This window comes from Winogradskyella flava (genome assembly GCF_014243395.1).
In the GTDB taxonomy this organism is placed as follows: domain Bacteria; phylum Bacteroidota; class Bacteroidia; order Flavobacteriales; family Flavobacteriaceae; genus Winogradskyella; species Winogradskyella flava.
This window is the reverse complement of record NZ_JACLCP010000001.1, coordinates 342,737-358,409: the sequence shown is the minus strand read 5'-3', so window position 1 is coordinate 358,409 and position 15,673 is coordinate 342,737. Positions and strand designations below refer to the sequence as shown.

At 34.2% G+C, this 15,673-nt stretch carries 15 protein-coding genes; 5 read left to right on the top strand and 10 right to left on the bottom strand.

Features of this window, described 5'->3' with window-relative positions; translation table 11 throughout:
* Nucleotides 1-23 precede the first annotated feature (23 nt).
* The gene (locus tag H7F21_RS01515; RefSeq protein ID WP_185787467.1) at nt 24-434 is read right to left on the bottom strand and encodes a BrxA/BrxB family bacilliredoxin; all 411 of its coding nucleotides are present in this window, start codon (nt 432-434) and stop codon (nt 24-26) included.
* A gap of 190 nt (nt 435-624) precedes the next feature.
* Here H7F21_RS01515 and H7F21_RS01510 point away from each other — a divergent pair, with 190 nt between their 5' ends.
* Complete coding sequence (locus H7F21_RS01510) at nt 625-1,419, top strand: TerB family tellurite resistance protein (RefSeq protein ID WP_185787466.1); 795 nt, start codon at nt 625-627, stop codon at nt 1,417-1,419.
* 63 nt (nt 1,420-1,482) lie between these two features.
* Here the strand turns inward: H7F21_RS01510 and H7F21_RS01505 are convergent, their stop codons facing one another.
* The 9 genes from H7F21_RS01505 to H7F21_RS01465 form a co-directional block, all read right to left on the bottom strand.
* A complete protein-coding gene (locus tag H7F21_RS01505) occupies nt 1,483-2,238 on the bottom strand; it encodes a hypothetical protein (protein ID WP_185787465.1) in 756 nt (251 codons plus the stop codon).
* Nucleotides 2,239-2,424: 186 nt separating this feature from the next.
* Entirely contained in the window at nt 2,425-4,941 is a 2,517-nt protein-coding gene (locus tag H7F21_RS01500; protein ID WP_185787464.1) for a chondroitinase-B domain-containing protein, read from the bottom strand.
* 133 nt (nt 4,942-5,074) lie between these two features.
* Nucleotides 5,075-6,235, bottom strand: a complete 1,161-nt coding sequence (locus H7F21_RS01495) for a metal ABC transporter permease (RefSeq protein ID WP_185787463.1) — start codon at nt 6,233-6,235, stop codon at nt 5,075-5,077.
* The gene (locus tag H7F21_RS01490) at nt 6,228-7,355 is read right to left on the bottom strand and encodes a metal ABC transporter permease (protein WP_185787462.1); all 1,128 of its coding nucleotides are present in this window, start codon (nt 7,353-7,355) and stop codon (nt 6,228-6,230) included. Before H7F21_RS01490 ends, H7F21_RS01495 begins: the two co-directional genes overlap by 8 nt.
* Before the next feature lie 280 nt (nt 7,356-7,635).
* Entirely contained in the window at nt 7,636-8,028 is a 393-nt protein-coding gene (locus H7F21_RS01485; RefSeq protein ID WP_185787461.1) for a VOC family protein, read from the bottom strand.
* Nucleotides 8,029-8,034: 6 nt separating this feature from the next.
* On the bottom strand, nt 8,035-8,769 hold the full coding sequence (locus H7F21_RS01480; RefSeq protein ID WP_185788526.1) for a metal ABC transporter ATP-binding protein: 735 nt from the start codon (nt 8,767-8,769) through the stop codon (nt 8,035-8,037).
* A gap of 1 nt (nt 8,770) precedes the next feature.
* Nucleotides 8,771-9,682, bottom strand: a complete 912-nt coding sequence (locus H7F21_RS01475; protein WP_185787460.1) for a metal ABC transporter solute-binding protein, Zn/Mn family — start codon at nt 9,680-9,682, stop codon at nt 8,771-8,773.
* Nucleotides 9,683-9,716: 34 nt separating this feature from the next.
* Nucleotides 9,717-10,529, bottom strand: a complete 813-nt coding sequence (locus H7F21_RS01470; RefSeq protein WP_185787459.1) for a transporter — start codon at nt 10,527-10,529, stop codon at nt 9,717-9,719.
* Complete coding sequence (locus tag H7F21_RS01465) at nt 10,510-11,169, bottom strand: metal-dependent transcriptional regulator (RefSeq protein WP_185787458.1); 660 nt, start codon at nt 11,167-11,169, stop codon at nt 10,510-10,512. Before H7F21_RS01465 ends, H7F21_RS01470 begins: the two co-directional genes overlap by 20 nt.
* Nucleotides 11,170-11,357: 188 nt before the next feature.
* Between H7F21_RS01465 and H7F21_RS01460 the strand changes: the two genes are divergently transcribed.
* From H7F21_RS01460 to H7F21_RS01445, 4 genes are all read left to right on the top strand, one after another.
* Nucleotides 11,358-13,175, top strand: coding sequence for a tetratricopeptide repeat-containing sensor histidine kinase (locus tag H7F21_RS01460; protein ID WP_185787457.1), 1,818 nt, complete (start codon nt 11,358-11,360; stop codon nt 13,173-13,175).
* 7 nt (nt 13,176-13,182) lie between these two features.
* The gene (locus tag H7F21_RS01455; protein ID WP_185787456.1) at nt 13,183-13,917 is read left to right on the top strand and encodes a LytR/AlgR family response regulator transcription factor; all 735 of its coding nucleotides are present in this window, start codon (nt 13,183-13,185) and stop codon (nt 13,915-13,917) included.
* A gap of 116 nt (nt 13,918-14,033) precedes the next feature.
* Entirely contained in the window at nt 14,034-14,486 is a 453-nt protein-coding gene (locus H7F21_RS01450) for a hypothetical protein (protein ID WP_185787455.1), read from the top strand.
* Between the two features lie 10 nt (nt 14,487-14,496).
* The gene (locus tag H7F21_RS01445; RefSeq protein ID WP_185787454.1) at nt 14,497-15,672 is read left to right on the top strand and encodes a T9SS type A sorting domain-containing protein; all 1,176 of its coding nucleotides are present in this window, start codon (nt 14,497-14,499) and stop codon (nt 15,670-15,672) included.
* The last annotated feature ends 1 nt before the right edge of the window (nt 15,673 follow it).

Here is a 15,673-nt window from a genome sequence, read left to right as displayed (position 1 = left end):
TTTCTATAGATTTTTAATCTTTTTTAGCAATGCTCATTATAAGCATCCATAAGATTTTCTGCGATCAGTTCTGCTGGACGACCCTCAATATGATGGCGCTCGAGCATATGTACTAATTCTCCATCCTTAAATAAAGCCATACTTGGGGAGCTTGGAGGGAAAGGAATCATATGTTCTCTTGCTTTATCAGTAGCTTCTTTGTCCACACCTGCAAAAACGGTCACTAAATTTGTTGGTCGTTTTGCATTTTGTAAGCTCATTCTAGCGCCTGGTCTTGCATTTGCTGCTGCACAGCCACATACCGAGTTTACAACTACTAAAGTTGTTCCTTCTTTTGCTAAAGCAGCATCTACAGCGTCTGTTGTATGTAATTCTTCAAAACCTACGTTAGTTAGATCTTCACGCATTGGTTTTACTAATTCTGCTGGATACATATTTCTAATGTTTTTTAATTATCAAACTTTGAAATACAAAGATACGTAAAATTAGTGTCTACTTTCTGGTATTCAGTTAGCAGTATTAATCGTGTCATATTGATTTTCTATAGTTCGTATTGAAACATATTTAACTTTTAATCTACTAACATATAGTATATTTGAATTTCAATTTATAATAAAGTATTACATGAGTTTTGCAAAATGGATAGGAGGCGCTATAGGTTGGTCTTTTGGAGGGCCAATTGGCGCTATAATTGGTGTGGCATTAGGAAGTTTTATCGATAATCTATCAGGTAACGGAACGCCATTATTGGGAGAAAGACAAACAGGTCGTTCACGACAGCGTGATCCCTATAGACAAAGACCAAAGCAGACGAGAAGAGATCAAAAGCCACAAACACAATCGGGAGATTTCGAGGTGAGTTTATTGATTTTGGCTTCTATTATCATTAAAGCAGATGGTAAGCAAGACCAACGTGAGCTTGACTTTGTGCGTCAACAGTTTAGAAACATGTATGGAAAAGAGCGTGCTAATCATGCTTTTGAATTATTTAAGCGTATTACGAAACAAAATATATCGATGAGGCAAGTCTGCATGCAGATTAAGCAAATGATGGATCATGCCTCTAGATTGCAATTGCTTCACTTTTTATTTGGAATTGCTAAAGCCGATGGTCATGTTGCTGAGGTTGAAATCAAACAGATTTATACCATGTCTGGTTATTTAGGTATTAGCAATAAGGATTTTGAAAGTATTAAAGCCATGTTCTATGACATGACCAATAATGCCTATAAAATACTGGAAATTGACAAGACAGTTTCTGATGACACTGTTAAACGAGCTTATAGAAAAATGGCAAAGAAATACCATCCAGATCGTGTTGGGCACTTAGGCAAGGAACATCAAAACGGTGCAGAAGAAAAGTTTAGGCAAGTGCAGGAAGCCTATGAGCATATACAGAATGAGCGTGGGTTTAAATAAGGCCAACAAAAAAACCTCATAAGCTGGTGTTTATGAGGTTTTTTAATTGTGTAGTCGTTTTATTTATTCGTAAATAAAATCTACATTAAGATCCAATATACCATCATAGTACAACATAGCTGACACTGGATAATCATTAGAATTGTATGAGTATTCAAACGTTTCAATTTCTGAAAAAGTTCCTTGATTGTCGATTAATTCTGTGATATTATTATTTGCACCATAAATGTCAAATCCATTTTCTGCGCGACTCATTACAAGTATAATTGTTTCTATGTCAAGTATGTTTTTATAGGCACTGTTCTTATTATCGTACGCATAGCTTAAAGTATCACCTGAGTCATTTTCTTCTATGACATTACCATTTTGAATAGTATACGTTGTGTCATCAATTGTTAAGCTGCCATCACTATTAAAAGTTATAGATTCATTAAATGGAACACTGCTTATTTCAGGGAATAAGATTTCAAGATTTGTAAGCACATTTTCGGAATTATAAGATAGTGTAATAGATTCTTCAAGCGCAGTGTCTTCAAAAAAGCTGATTTTGGAAAGTCGATTATTATCATATTCAAAAGTAGCACTATACACCTCATTAGAATCAGACGACGTGTCAGTAATACTTAATAGTTTATTGCCATCATAACTAAAGCTTTCGGTATAAAAGTCATTATCTCCAGCATAATTATAGATAATCTCTTGTATTAATACGGTATCGTTAGGATTACCACCTTGGTCGTCATCATTTGAATCAGAATCACTTGAACAAGCAAAGATTAGGAGTAAAAGGTTAAACAAAAAAAGTCCTCTTAGTTTCATTTCTATGATTTTAAAATTAGACGCAAAACTAAATTAATTGATGGATTTAATAAAGTTCAATTTAAGATTATTTCACTCAATTTCATTATAACTTCTAACATGTTGTACTAAATAAGATTATGTCAAAATTGAAATAGAAGATTCTCAGTTTCATGGACAATGAGAGAACTCTTCCATTATAATATTCTATCGCTTCATCACTTTTTTAGTAAGAACAACTTGGTTTTTATTACCTAACACTTGAACAAAATATAATCCATTGGATAGTTTATTTTCTAGTTTTAAAGTCGTTTCCTGAGTTTCCAATAATAGTTTACCAGTACTGTCTAATAATCTTAGACCCTTTACACTAGATGATAGTTCTATTGGTATGGATAGATGTAATTCATCATTAAATGGATTTGGGAATATTTCAATTTGGTCTTTAAGAGAAAGTTCAGGTATGGATAAATTAGCACCAGCACAAACAACTTCCATGTCTGAAATGGAACACCATGGTCCCGTATAAGTTGCAGCGCCAGTAACAGTTAATCTTATATATCTTACGGTTTCAAAGCTAAATGAGTCACTAATTACAGTAGAGCCTGCGGTATTACTCGTTCTATCTACCAATGTTGTAAAATCTGAAGTAGATGAGGTAGAGGAGCCTTCAACTAAATATTGATAATCACGTCCTTGATAAGGATATAGATTGATCCCTCCAACATAATAACTGGCACCTAAATCTATCACCATATTTTGTGGAAAAGTTTCGGCAGACCATCGGTTGTCTGAATCACCATCAATAACATTGCTCGCCGGATTGGTAGACTGTTGGTCTGAAAAACTAACTACAGTAGCTATTAGGGAAAGATTTTCATCCATTACACAATCTGGAGGTGAAAGCGGAGGAAGCACTTCAATACTTGCTGAATCCATAAACGCACCATCATCAGTAGTAACAGTAATAATTGCTATACCTTCGCCAGTAGCAGTCACTAAACCATTTACATCTACAGTTGCGATAGACATATCATTAGTAGACCATATCACTTGAATATTGGTGGCATTATTTGGTGTAATCACAGCAGATAATTGTAAAGTATCTCCAACACCAAGCAATCCGTTTTGAGGACTTACACTAACGCCTGTTACAGGTATAGGTGCACAATTTGTCCCGTAATCTACAGGAACGCAAGCAGTACCTGAGCTCATACCAGCAGCATTGAGATAACAAACTCCAATACTATTACCGACATCAGCATCAGTTATTGGTGCTGAGTTAGTTGCAGTGCCTGTATTGCCAATGACTTCATGAGCTCCAACGTCCTTACCTGAAGCTGGTCTTGTATAGCCTTCAATGTCTATGGCCACCTCGTTGTAAGTGCCTACTGAAGCGTCTGCTACAGGTCCTGTTGTACTTGGTTTATAAACTTCACCAAAAGGTGAGAAGTTTGCATTGTCTTCTATAATTCCGGGATCTGTAATGCCCACTATAGAACCGCCAAAAATATTTCCAGAATACGTCATTGAGCTTCCTATATTGGAGATAGCTCCCGAAATTAAAGTACCGTTTGTGCTATAAATACAGTTGTTGGCCACAGTAACCTGTGGATCTGTACTTCCTTGAAGATCATTGAAGAATATTGGATCATCAGAATTATATATAGTATTAAAGGCTATCAATACATTACTTACATTTTGGTAGCCACTACTGGTGCCTCCAGAAGAGGTATTACCACCCATTAAGGTAATGCCATTATTGTAAGCACTAGATGAATTATCTAAGCCTTGCATGTAATTATTTATAATGACGTGGTCTTGATCTGAAACCCTAATTCCACCTGAGTTTGCCTTATTTTCACCAATAAAATAGTTGCCTTCGACCAAGGCTTGAGCACCATGTCTCAAAACTAAAGATCCTCGACACTTTCTAAACGTGTTATTTCTATAAGTGTTCCCTAAACTTTTATTTGATATAATCTCATTTTCACCATCAACTTCTTTAAAATAATTACCTTCTACAGTGACATCTGCATTAGTAGTTTGGTACGAGCTAGTTCCGATTCTAATACCTTCAGAATCACCAGAGTTTAACCTTCCATCTTTAGGAGTTACATTAAAGAAATAGTTATTTGAAATATTATGACTCACCGATGCACCTGCAGCATAAAGGAGTTCTACAAGTATGCAAACACCTGTGGTATCCTTGTTAAGAAAAGAACAGTTTTCTATAGTATTATTAGAGCCATAAAGGACGATCCATCTACTTTTAGCATCGGGTTCTGTAGGATCTTCGACTTGTAAATCATTAAAAGCGCAATTACGCATAATGCAATTATTTGCGAAATCGCCATCGGCGGCATCATTACCTCCACTTCGTCTAAATTCTACATGGTTGTTAAAGCCTATGCCTCCATTCCAATAAAAGCCATCAACGATGAGGTATTCACCATGGATATTAAGTTTAGATTCACCTGTAAAAATTACTCCTCCTGGCGTCTCAGCCTTTAAAACAATTGGGCTTCCAGATTCTCCAATAGCATTAAAGACAATCTCTTGGTCAGAATAAGTACCATTAGTCCAAGTAACAACATCACAAGGTTGTAAATTAAGTGCTTCAAATTCATTCACTGAACTCACGGTGTAGTCTGTTGCATAAAGAGATGTGGAAAAGATGAAACAAATTGATAAGAAATTGTAGAAATGTAATTTTGATACCATAGCGTAATATTTATAATTGGTTAACCAAATTGGTTAACCAATTATAAATATAGATAATATTTTGAAAATCTATAAGATTAATTGCTTGAAATTAAGTTTTGTATGCTGAAATGCTTAGGAAATAGAAAAGATCTTACCCTCTAAATAGGAAGAAATCATCTTTCATGTCTTCAATTTGGGTGTCTTCATTGGTGATGATATAGTTGATGGCTTTAGAGGTGAATTCATCGCCTTTTTCGGTTAGGGAAACGATAGCATTGTCAATGGTAATCATATTGTTTTTTATGGCTAAATCCAATACGGTTTTTGAGCGTACTTTTTGCCAATTAATATGCTCGTTAAGATGTTTTACATGACGTTCTGATAAGTCATCATGATTTTTTAGATGTAATAAAAAGGTCAATAAAGATACTTCAGTTCGCTGTTGTCTTTCCCTATATAAGACAGCAATAATACCTTTTGATGGTGCAAATAAATATACCAATAGAAAAACCAACCCAAGCACTGTTGTAATTGAACCCGCAATAGATGCATCGAGCCAATGGGCTACCCAATATCCAAAAATGGCACTAAAAATTCCAAAACCTATTGCTAAACCTAACATTTTCTTTAAGTTGGTTGTGAGCAAATACGCAGCAGCGGCAGGGGCAATCATTAATGCGACAACTAAAATAGCTCCAACAGCATCAAAGGCTCCAACAGTGGTCACTGAGGATACAGACATTAAACCGTAATGCAAAATTGCAGGCGAAAACCCTAAAGATGCAGCTAATCCCTTATCAAACGTACTAACTTTTAATTCTTTAAAAAAAGTAAATAATAAAGTGACTGTTATGGCAAGAATAGTACCAACTATCCAGAGAGACTTAGGACCAACATCATGTCCAGCAATAACCAAACGATCAAATGGCGCAAAAGCTAACTCTCCAAGTAGAACAGCATCGACATCTAAATGTACATCATTGGCATTTTTGGCAATCATAATAACTCCAATACTAAACAAAGCAGGAAATACTAAACCAATAGCTGTATCTTCTTTTACTAGCCCAGTTTTTTGAATATATTCAACAAGAATTACTGTTACGATTCCTGTTAAAGCTGCCAAAAGGATAAGCAACGGAGAGTTTAAATCGTGTGTAATAAAAAATCCAATGACAATTCCTGGCAATATAGAATGACTAATGGCGTCGCTAATCATAGCCATTTTTCTAAGAACCAAGAATGTACCTGGGATAGCACAAGCAACCGCTACCAGACTTGCAATTAATTGTATTTCAAACTGTGCGCTACTCATTTTCTGTTACCTGTTTAGTGTATAGATTTGCAGCAGTTTCAAATCCTATTTTGGTTAAGCTCCACATATTACCTTTAAGCTCTACATAATCTTTTTCTACTAATTTTTGAAGTGTAGACCTTGTATATCCCTGAAAATTATTCAAAAGTTTTATAGCATGTGGATGCGAAATATCTTCATGAGTTTCTGCGATATGATGCATGAATGCTAAGGTTTTATGCAATTCTAAATCACGACGGTTTTTAATAAATCGAATCTGTTTAAATAATAAGCCGCGACTTGGTGAAAAAACAAATGAAAATACCACAAAAACACTAGCCACTAAAACAATTACAGGGCCTGTAGATAAATTGTTTTGAGTGGCACTTATTGCTGTACCAAATACTCCTGAAAATGCTCCAAAAAGCGCCGCTAAAAACACCATCATAGCCAAACTATTGGTCCACTGTCTAGCGGCGGCGGCAGGTGCTAAAAGCATAGCGCTCATTAAAACGACACCCACGGTTTGAAGACCCAATACAATAGCCAAAACGATAAAACTTGTAATAAGAATATCTATAGTTTTGGTATTGAAGCCAAGAGTTTTGGTATAATCGGCATCGAATAAGAGGATTTTAAATTCTTTCCAAAATGTAAGCATCACTATAAGGCAGATTCCAGTAACAATAGCCATCAGCCATACATCACTTTCTACTAAGGTAGCTGCTTGACCAAATAAATATTTATCTAATCCAGCTTGATTGGCATTGGGTTGTTTTTGAATAAAAGTGAGCAACAACATTCCAAATCCAAAAAATAATGATAGTATTAAACCAAGAGCTGTGTCAGATTTTAAATGCGTTTTGGTTACAATACCCCTGATCCAAAATGTTCCAATAAGGCCACTGACTAGAGCTCCAATTAAAAGTGTATTGGTGTCTTTAGCTCCAGTAATGAGAAATGCGATTGCAATACCTGGTAAAGCAGCATGTGAAATAGCATCTCCAAGTAAGCTTTGTTTTCTAAGGACTGCAAAACTCCCTAACATTCCTGTTGCTGCACCAAGTACTGCGGTACCAAGTGTTATGGTTCTTAGTGTATAGTCTGTGAAGACCAATTGTATGTATTCTGTTATATCCATTTGTCATTCCCGCTTTAGCGGAAATCCTACTCTAAACGTTCAATTCATTTTCGTCATTCTGAACTTGTTTCAGAATCTCAAATTTATTCTGTTCATTTTGTCTTGATACAAAACGAACCAAAAAATCACGATCAAAATTAGGAAATTACTAAAGCATCATTCGTTATCGAGATTTCGTGCTCCAAGCTCAGCTTGGCATCTCCATCTCTTCACTCATTATTTCTGAATTTTGATGGTTTCCGACGCTGTCGAAATTTCAAGTTCAATTCATATTTAAGCACTACTCTTTTATAGGCGTACAAACTTCAATCAAAAACCCATTAATGTCCCTTAAGTAACCTACTTTTTGCCCCCAAGGTTTTTCTACTATTGGCTCATATTCAATTGCTCCAGCATCTATGGCTCTTTTAAAATCAGTTTCAATGCTTTCTGTGGTAAATACCAGTTCAATGCCAAAGGGCTTTTCATTCAATGAAGAGACTTTATATCCCTTTTTAAAATTTGATTTGCCCAAACCATACGAGGCAAATGCAATGGTAGTTCCACCAGAAATGAGCTCTCCATAATCTGCTTCGGGTGTCATAAATTTTTTTTGAAAACCAAAAGCATTCTCATAGAATGCGATGGTATTTTCAACATTTTCCACGTAGAGGATGGTGTAAGCGTATTTCATAATTCTTTATTCTTGAATACTAACCTTATAGTTAATTCCATAAGTCTTAGTTAGATTATCATCATTGAAAATATCCTTAACAGGACCTGTTGCGATTTTTTTCACATTTAAAAATGTTACCCAATCAAAGTATTCTGGGACAGTCTGTAAATCGTGATGTACTACAATGACAGTTTTACCAGCTTTACGCAATTCTTTTAGAATATTGATAATGGCTATCTCAGTTGTTGCATCTACACCTTGAAAGGGTTCGTCCATAAAATAAATCGATGCATTTTGTACTAAAGCTCTTGCTAGGAATATACGTTGTTGTTGGCCACCAGACAGTTGACTAATCTGCCTACTTTTAAATGCAAGCATACCTACTTTTTCCAAAGCTTCTAATGCTGCTTTTTTTTCTTTTTGCCCTGGTCGTTTAATCCAGCCTAGACTTCCGTATGTACCCATCATTACAACATCTAAAGCTGTAGTTGGGAAGTCCCAATCCACACTACCCTTTTGAGGAACGTAAGCTACAAGCCGACGTTGTTTTTCATAGGATTTATCATAAATGGTAACACTACCAGCTATAGGTTTTAAAATACCAAGAATGGCTTTAATAAGTGTAGATTTACCAGCGCCATTTGGCCCAACAATTGCCATGAGTACACCTTCGGGAATTTCTAAGTCGATATCCCATAGTACAGGTTTGTAGTTGTATGCTACTGTTAAATCGTCAACTTTTACGGCAATTTTATCCATACTATTGTAAAGCACTAACTATGGTTTTTATATTATAACGGTACATACCAATATAGGTGCCTTCAATAGTTTCAGCATCTCCTAGGGCGTCAGAATATAAGGTACCTCCAATTTTTATATCCTGACCTTTAGATTTTACAGCGGCCTGAAGCGCCTCTATAGTGCGTCTTGGTACCGAACTTTCTACGAAAATGGCTTTAACATCATTGTCGATTATAAAATTTGACAACTTTTGTACATCTTGCACACCAGCTTCAGTAGCAGTAGACAATCCTTGTAAACCTACAACCCTGAATCTGTAAGCCTCTCCAAAATAGTTAAAAGCGTCATGTGCTGTCACTAATATTCTCTTTTTTCTTGGAAGGGCGTCTACCACACCTTGTACATCTTTCTGAAGTTTGTCGAGTTCAGCTAAGTATTTGGCTTCGTTATCTGTAAATACTTTAGCATTATTTGGATCTTTTTCAATAAGGACTTGGGTTACCCTTTTAGCGAATTGTTTAAAATAGTTGATATCGAACCAAACATGAGGGTCATAGTTTGACGCGAAATAATCCGAACCAATTAATTTACTTTTGTCCAATGTTTCTGACAGAGCGACTGGCTTTTTGGTAGGACTTTCCATTTTTTCAAATACTTCTACTAATTTACCTTCTAAATGTAAACCATTAAAGAAAATGACATCTGCATTCACCAATTTTGATACATCACCTTCACTGGCTTTGTAAAGGTGCGGATCAACACCACTTCCCATAAGTCCTTGAACATTAATGGCATCTCCACCAATATTTTTGACTAAATCTGTAATCATGGTAGTGGTAGTAACCACGTTTAATTTACCATTGGATTTACTCTCGTCCTTACAGTTTAATAAAGTTAATGCTACTATTAGCATAATGAATTGTTTTCTCATAGTTTGAGTCTGATATTTTAATCTAACTGGTTTATTATTTAATTCTATTAGGCTTTACCCTATAACTAAAGCCAAAACCTAAAAGTAAATCTTGACCTTTAGTAATACTGGTACCGAAATAAGCATCCAACTGCAAATCATTGGATACTAAGTAGGTTACACCTGCATCCCAATAATGATTTGCAGAGCTGTCTTCAGGCAAATCACCATAGAGTTCGGCATACATTCCAAATTTCTTAGTAAAGCTGTAACCATAGGCAAGGGTATAAATAGCGGCAGCTTCAGAAGAGTCGTTTCCCCATTGTCCACCTATGTTATAGCCTATGCTGGATTTTTCACTTAATGTATGAGATAATGAAAACCTAAAGTCCACTGCTGTACTTTCAGGTCGATAGTCTTCTGAAGCACTGAATATTGGAAATACATGACCAATTAAGGCAATCTCGGGCATCCCATCTTTTTCTTTTGTAATGTCCACTTTCATACCCAATAATAGAGGTGTTAGTCCACTGGTTACATTATCTAGTTTTTTATTATTTATTTTTGTGACGCCCTCGATGAAATTCCAGCCTAAACGTAATTCAAAATTATCTAGAATACCATAGCGAATAAGCATAGTGTTGTAAGTGAAATTTTCGGTTTTGATGTTGTCCTTTTCGAAAGTATCATAGATTGCTCCAGTTTCAAACTGAAGGACACCTTTGCCAACTGTAGAAGAAGCCTCTGTAGCATCTGGTCTATCGGTTACTAAGGGTTGCGAAGAGTTAGATTCTTGAGAAAATGAAACCAATGTAAATAAAAGCAGTATACTGCTTGAAATAAACTTTTTATTTAGTGGAATTGACATAAATTAATGTTGTAAAATCTTCGTTTAGTAAAATTGTATTATTATGGACTGACAGCTCCGTCATTTTATTGTTCTTAAACTGTTTTGATACTTTTATTTCGTGTCCATATTTTAACTTGTGTTGCGCACAGAATTCAAAAAATTCTTTATCGTCACTTGTAAGTCGTGATATGATATAGGTATTTCCTGCAGCAGCTTGAGACAAAGGAAATGAAGTGTCTGTAGTTGTAATTTCTCCATGTGCATTTGGAATAGGATCTCCATGTGGATCAAATTTTGGATGCCCAAGATATTCACTCATTTTATTAGCCAATAGATCAGAGGTTTGATGTTCTAATAATTCTGCTTCCTTATGAATATCATGAAGAGACATATCGAACATTTTAAACAAGAAAGCTTCCCAAAGACGATGCTTTCTAATAATGTTCATAGCCATTTTTCGGCCTTTTTCAGTCAGTTGTAACTCTTGATATTTTTGATAGTTTAACAGATCTTTGGCCGCCAATTTTTTAGCCATATCTGTGGCGGCAGCACTGGAAATACCGAGTTTTTTGGCAATATTACCAGGCTTGGTATTATGTGCATCATGGGAGTTATTGTTGTATATCGCTTTTACAAAGTTTTCAGTTGCCGTGGACATTTCTAATTACTTTAATTAATTTTTAAGTAAGCTTAAAAATTTTTCAAATATAGCTAAATTTTTTACAATCTAGTTAGAACTCTACAGGAGAAAGCAATTAATGACATAATTTTTTTATTACCTTTAAAGGGCTATTAATTATTTTCATGTTAGGTCGTCTTCATTTTTTTGCAATATTGTTTTGTTCAATGGTTTTATATTCCCAAAATTCTGAATCAAAAGCCTTAGATTCTTCCAAAATCAAAAAAATAGAAACATTTATCGATAGTGCAGACCAGTTCAAGAAATCCAATTTAGATAGCGCACTTTTTTATGCAGATTTAGCTTTAAAAATTTCAGAAAAACTAAAAAATATATCAATAGTTGCAGAAAGTAGACTTAAAACAGCAGAAATATTATGGTATAAAAAAAATTACCTTTCTGCAATAGGTATTTTGAAACTCAACCTAAATCATGAAGATCGGTTAGATAATAATCTCATAGGTAGAACCTATAAATCAATGGGTGATGCATATCGGCAAGAAAGGCAATCTGATAGTGCTTTAGTCAATTATGCAAAAGCTCTAAATTCATTTCTTATAGCAAAAAATAACAGAGGGATTTCACTAACGTATTTATCACTTGGTATTACTTATGAACTTGGGGGTGATAAAACGTCAGCATCAAAATTTTATGAAAAATCCATGACTTTTTCGCCTAATTCTAAATTAATGGAAAAGCACAAGAATCAGCTTTACGAAGATGGCGTGACCGTAGGCTATGACTATCAGAAATTTATTGATTTATCATTGGATATTGAACGCATTGCTACTGGTCAAAATGATAAAAGATTATTAGGAATAACCTATAATAATCTAAAACGCAGCTATTTTAGACAAAAGGATTACGACCGTTCCCTTAAGTATGCCTTAAAGGAAATAGAAGTGAAATCTCAGATTAAATCGGATGTACTTACGTCTGACCCAAAGATTTTTGCTGGAAACATCTATTTACTTAAGAATGATACCCAAAAGGCTATTGCTTATTTTAAAGATGCTTTAAAGGACGCAAAAGACAGTTTAAAATTGAAAGCTTATGATGGCTTAAAAGGTGCTTATGTAAAGCTAGGGCATACTTCTAAAGTAGTTGAAATTATGGAAGCATCTAATGTAGTTAGAGATAGCTTAAACGCAAAAAATTCGCGTATTTCTACAAGAGAAATTATTGAACGTTATCAAAATGAAAAGCAGCAACAAGAAATAGAATCCTTGAATTTTCAAAATGAAGCAAAAGCCGAAAAGATTTCAAATCAAAGACTCACTTTATTTGGAAGCTTGGCAGGAAGTGTTTTATTACTGCTATTAGGGTTTTTATTGTATAGAAATTATAGAGCCAAGCAAGATCTTAATTATTCTCAGCTCAATTTTAGACTATTGCAGACACAACTGAATCCGCATTTTATGTTTAATGCGTTGAATGAAATAAAATTGAATTTAGATCCTGATAAAAGTAACGAAACCTCAGAGCATTTATCATCTTACAGTAAACTGATGCGCCTGATTTTAGAAGGTTCTGATAAAGAGTTCGTTTCTGTTGAAGACGATGTTAGCCTTATTTCTAAGTTCTTACAATTACAACAACTTGTTCATGATTACAGCTTTAATTTTAAAATACATGTTGATGAATCTTTAGATATGCATTATATCAAAATCCCACCAATGTTGGTACAGCCTTTTGTTGAAAATGCTGTTCTACATGGTATTAAAAGTGTTGACAATGGTGAAATTAAAATACAGTATTTAGAACAGAACAATGAATTGGTAGTAAAAGTAGAAGATAATGGAAAAGGGTTTTCTAAATCCAAGAGCGAATTAGGAAAACACTTACATCAATCTATGGGTACTAAAATTATAGATCAACGTATTAATAACTATGAAAAACTTCATGGTTTTAAAATTGATGTGCAAACAGTCTCTAATGAAGATTCTGGAACTATAATTATAATTACTTGCCCAATATTTTTTTGAGAAATTAATGACAGTTTCGTGTATCATTATAGAGGACAGTATTAAGCAAAGTAACGTCAATAGAGCTTTGGTTAAGGAACATTTTAGCAATATTGACCAAGTGTTTAGTTTAGAAGAAGCTAAACAAAAATTAAACACCTCCTCTTATGATATCATTATAGCTGATGTTCACCTAGGTGATGGGCTTGTATTTGATGCATTAAGGGAAGCCAATCTTAAAAATTCTAAACTTATTTTTACCACATCACATAGTGAGTATGCCATAGAAGCGTTTAAATTTAGTGCCTTAAGTTATCTTTTAAAACCGTATTCAGATAATGAGTTAAAAACAGAAGTATTAAGAACTCTAGACCTTATTCAACAAGAAAATTATTACAAACAGATAGAAGTTTTTTTTCACAATCTACAATCACAACAACAAAGCCAGCGAATTGTTCTAAAAAATCACGATTTAACCCATGTGGTCGATTTACAGGATATTTATTATGCTCAAGCTGATAATAACTATACACACTTTTTCTGTAGTGGAAATAAAAAAGTGTTAGTATCAAAATCCTTGAAAACTTTTGAGGAACAATTAAGTAAAAAACAATTTTTTCGTTGTCATCATTCTTATCTCATTAACCTTAACAGAATAAAAGCCCTCCATAAATCTGCTGATGCTGTTATTTTAGATGATGATTCTACTATTCCTGTAGCAAGTAGAAAGAAGAAACTACTTCAAGAGTTGCTTAACTTTTAGCAGTTACCATTAAAAACAACACACTTACCATTACTGGGCTAGTGTACAGTAACTCTCTCTTTTTTAAAGTCCTTAAAGCAATACCTTTAAAATGTAAATCTTTAAAACTTAGAGTTATGAAAAATTTCAAAAATGTAATGATACTTATTATCGCTTCTTTGTTTGTTGCCTGCAACAACGGTGATGATGGTGGGTTAACACGTACTTTAGAAGATTTTGAAAGAGATATGCAGTTTAGATGGCGTATGGAACAATTCATTATTAAAGAAAATGGACAACCAGATACAGACATTACTCCAGATTGCCTAGTAGAAGTAAACATTACTGAGACTACATATCAAGATATAACAAGGCAAGGGGTCAATTGTGAAAACGAGATTATTTCAGATGAATATCTATATAATTTATTAGAGGGAAATGTTTTAGAAGTAGTGGACGAAAATGATATTGTGATTTTGTCAGTCATTGTATCCTTCCTAAATGAAAATACCATGCAATTTTCACAAGATAATCTTAATGGAAACCCGGATCTTTCAGCGGAAGCAACTTACTCAAAAATCACAGAATAATAATAAAGCTATGAAGACAATTACTTTAATTTCATTTCTTATAATCCTAAGCCATATAAGCCAAGCGCAAGTTGGTGTTAAGAGGCATATAACAGACAAAGGGATCCCACCAATACAGAATATTTCAGTTCTTAACATACCTGATATTAATCCTGATATGGTTGTAATTGCTAAAGAAGTGCGCAATGCACAATACGGAACTGATGCCATTGCTGGTGTGGTTAATCCTATTAGTGTTGGTTACGACGCCTTAATTGGTGGACATTATATTAAATATGATGATCCAAATATAACTATGGCATCAGGTAGAATTTTTAATGTGATTTATGCTCCAAGAGATACTCCCGGATCACAAAATGGTAATTTCACTCATACGGCAATAGCTAACTCTATTTTTCCAGTTGCACCATACGCCACAGTGATTGATAATCCATTAACAAACAATGATGATACATGGAATCTTGTAAGTTCAAAGAATGTTGATGACAATGAGATTTTTAATGATCTCCCAGTAAATCTAAATTATAACTTTTATGGTTCAGGTGAATGGGTGATTCGGTGTCAACCAAGCTTTAACATTCCCATAAATGCAGAATATAATATTATAGGAGATACTTCTAGTGTCTATCTCTATGATCACATTACCACCCCTCAAAACGTAGATGAGATTGTGATATCTGTAACAGAATATGCTTATTTTAGTTCTTTATCACATCCATTTCTAAACAATAATCCAGATGCAATAGTATTTGCTGAGCCTATTATACCTGAAGGATCAGGTAGTAGTTTTTATTTTGAACACTCATTATATTATAATTCAAATACTGGATCTCATGAAATTCATTTAGATTTAGATACTTTCCCAGGTTCAGGCTATAACTTCCCAACTAATATAACGTTTAAGATTTATGCTGCTAATGAAACGTCATTGAGTACGACAGATATTTCAATTTTTGAAAACTTAAAGGCATATCCAAATCCAACACAGCATTTTTTCAATATTGAAGCACATAATACAATTTCAGAAGTCGAACTGTTCAATATACTAGGTCAAAAATTAGAGATTATAAAAGGAAATGGAACTCGGAATATACAAATGGATGTAGCTAAGTATAGTTATGGATACTATTTTGCAAAGGTAAAAGCAGGAAACCAAATTGAAACTATACGATTTGTAAAGAACTAAT

Excerpts from the sequence above, each read along its gene's own strand:
- H7F21_RS01515 (WP_185787467.1), bottom strand. The coding sequence starts at position 434 with ATGTATCCAGCAGAATTAGTAAAACCAATGCGTGAAGATCTAACTAAC.
- H7F21_RS01510 (WP_185787466.1), top strand. The coding sequence starts at position 625 with ATGAGTTTTGCAAAATGGATAGGAGGCGCTATAGGTTGGTCTTTTGGA.
- H7F21_RS01505 (WP_185787465.1), bottom strand. The coding sequence starts at position 2,238 with ATGAAACTAAGAGGACTTTTTTTGTTTAACCTTTTACTCCTAATCTTT.
- H7F21_RS01500 (WP_185787464.1), bottom strand. The coding sequence starts at position 4,941 with ATGGTATCAAAATTACATTTCTACAATTTCTTATCAATTTGTTTCATC.
- H7F21_RS01495 (WP_185787463.1), bottom strand. The coding sequence starts at position 6,235 with ATGAGTAGCGCACAGTTTGAAATACAATTAATTGCAAGTCTGGTAGCG.
- H7F21_RS01490 (WP_185787462.1), bottom strand. The coding sequence starts at position 7,355 with ATGGATATAACAGAATACATACAATTGGTCTTCACAGACTATACACTA.
- H7F21_RS01485 (WP_185787461.1), bottom strand. The coding sequence starts at position 8,028 with ATGAAATACGCTTACACCATCCTCTACGTGGAAAATGTTGAAAATACC.
- H7F21_RS01480 (WP_185788526.1), bottom strand. The coding sequence starts at position 8,769 with ATGGATAAAATTGCCGTAAAAGTTGACGATTTAACAGTAGCATACAAC.
- H7F21_RS01475 (WP_185787460.1), bottom strand. The coding sequence starts at position 9,682 with ATGAGAAAACAATTCATTATGCTAATAGTAGCATTAACTTTATTAAAC.
- H7F21_RS01470 (WP_185787459.1), bottom strand. The coding sequence starts at position 10,529 with ATGTCAATTCCACTAAATAAAAAGTTTATTTCAAGCAGTATACTGCTT.
- H7F21_RS01465 (WP_185787458.1), bottom strand. The coding sequence starts at position 11,169 with ATGTCCACGGCAACTGAAAACTTTGTAAAAGCGATATACAACAATAAC.
- H7F21_RS01460 (WP_185787457.1), top strand. The coding sequence starts at position 11,358 with ATGGTTTTATATTCCCAAAATTCTGAATCAAAAGCCTTAGATTCTTCC.
- H7F21_RS01455 (WP_185787456.1), top strand. The coding sequence starts at position 13,183 with ATGACAGTTTCGTGTATCATTATAGAGGACAGTATTAAGCAAAGTAAC.
- H7F21_RS01450 (WP_185787455.1), top strand. The coding sequence starts at position 14,034 with ATGAAAAATTTCAAAAATGTAATGATACTTATTATCGCTTCTTTGTTT.
- H7F21_RS01445 (WP_185787454.1), top strand. The coding sequence starts at position 14,497 with ATGAAGACAATTACTTTAATTTCATTTCTTATAATCCTAAGCCATATA.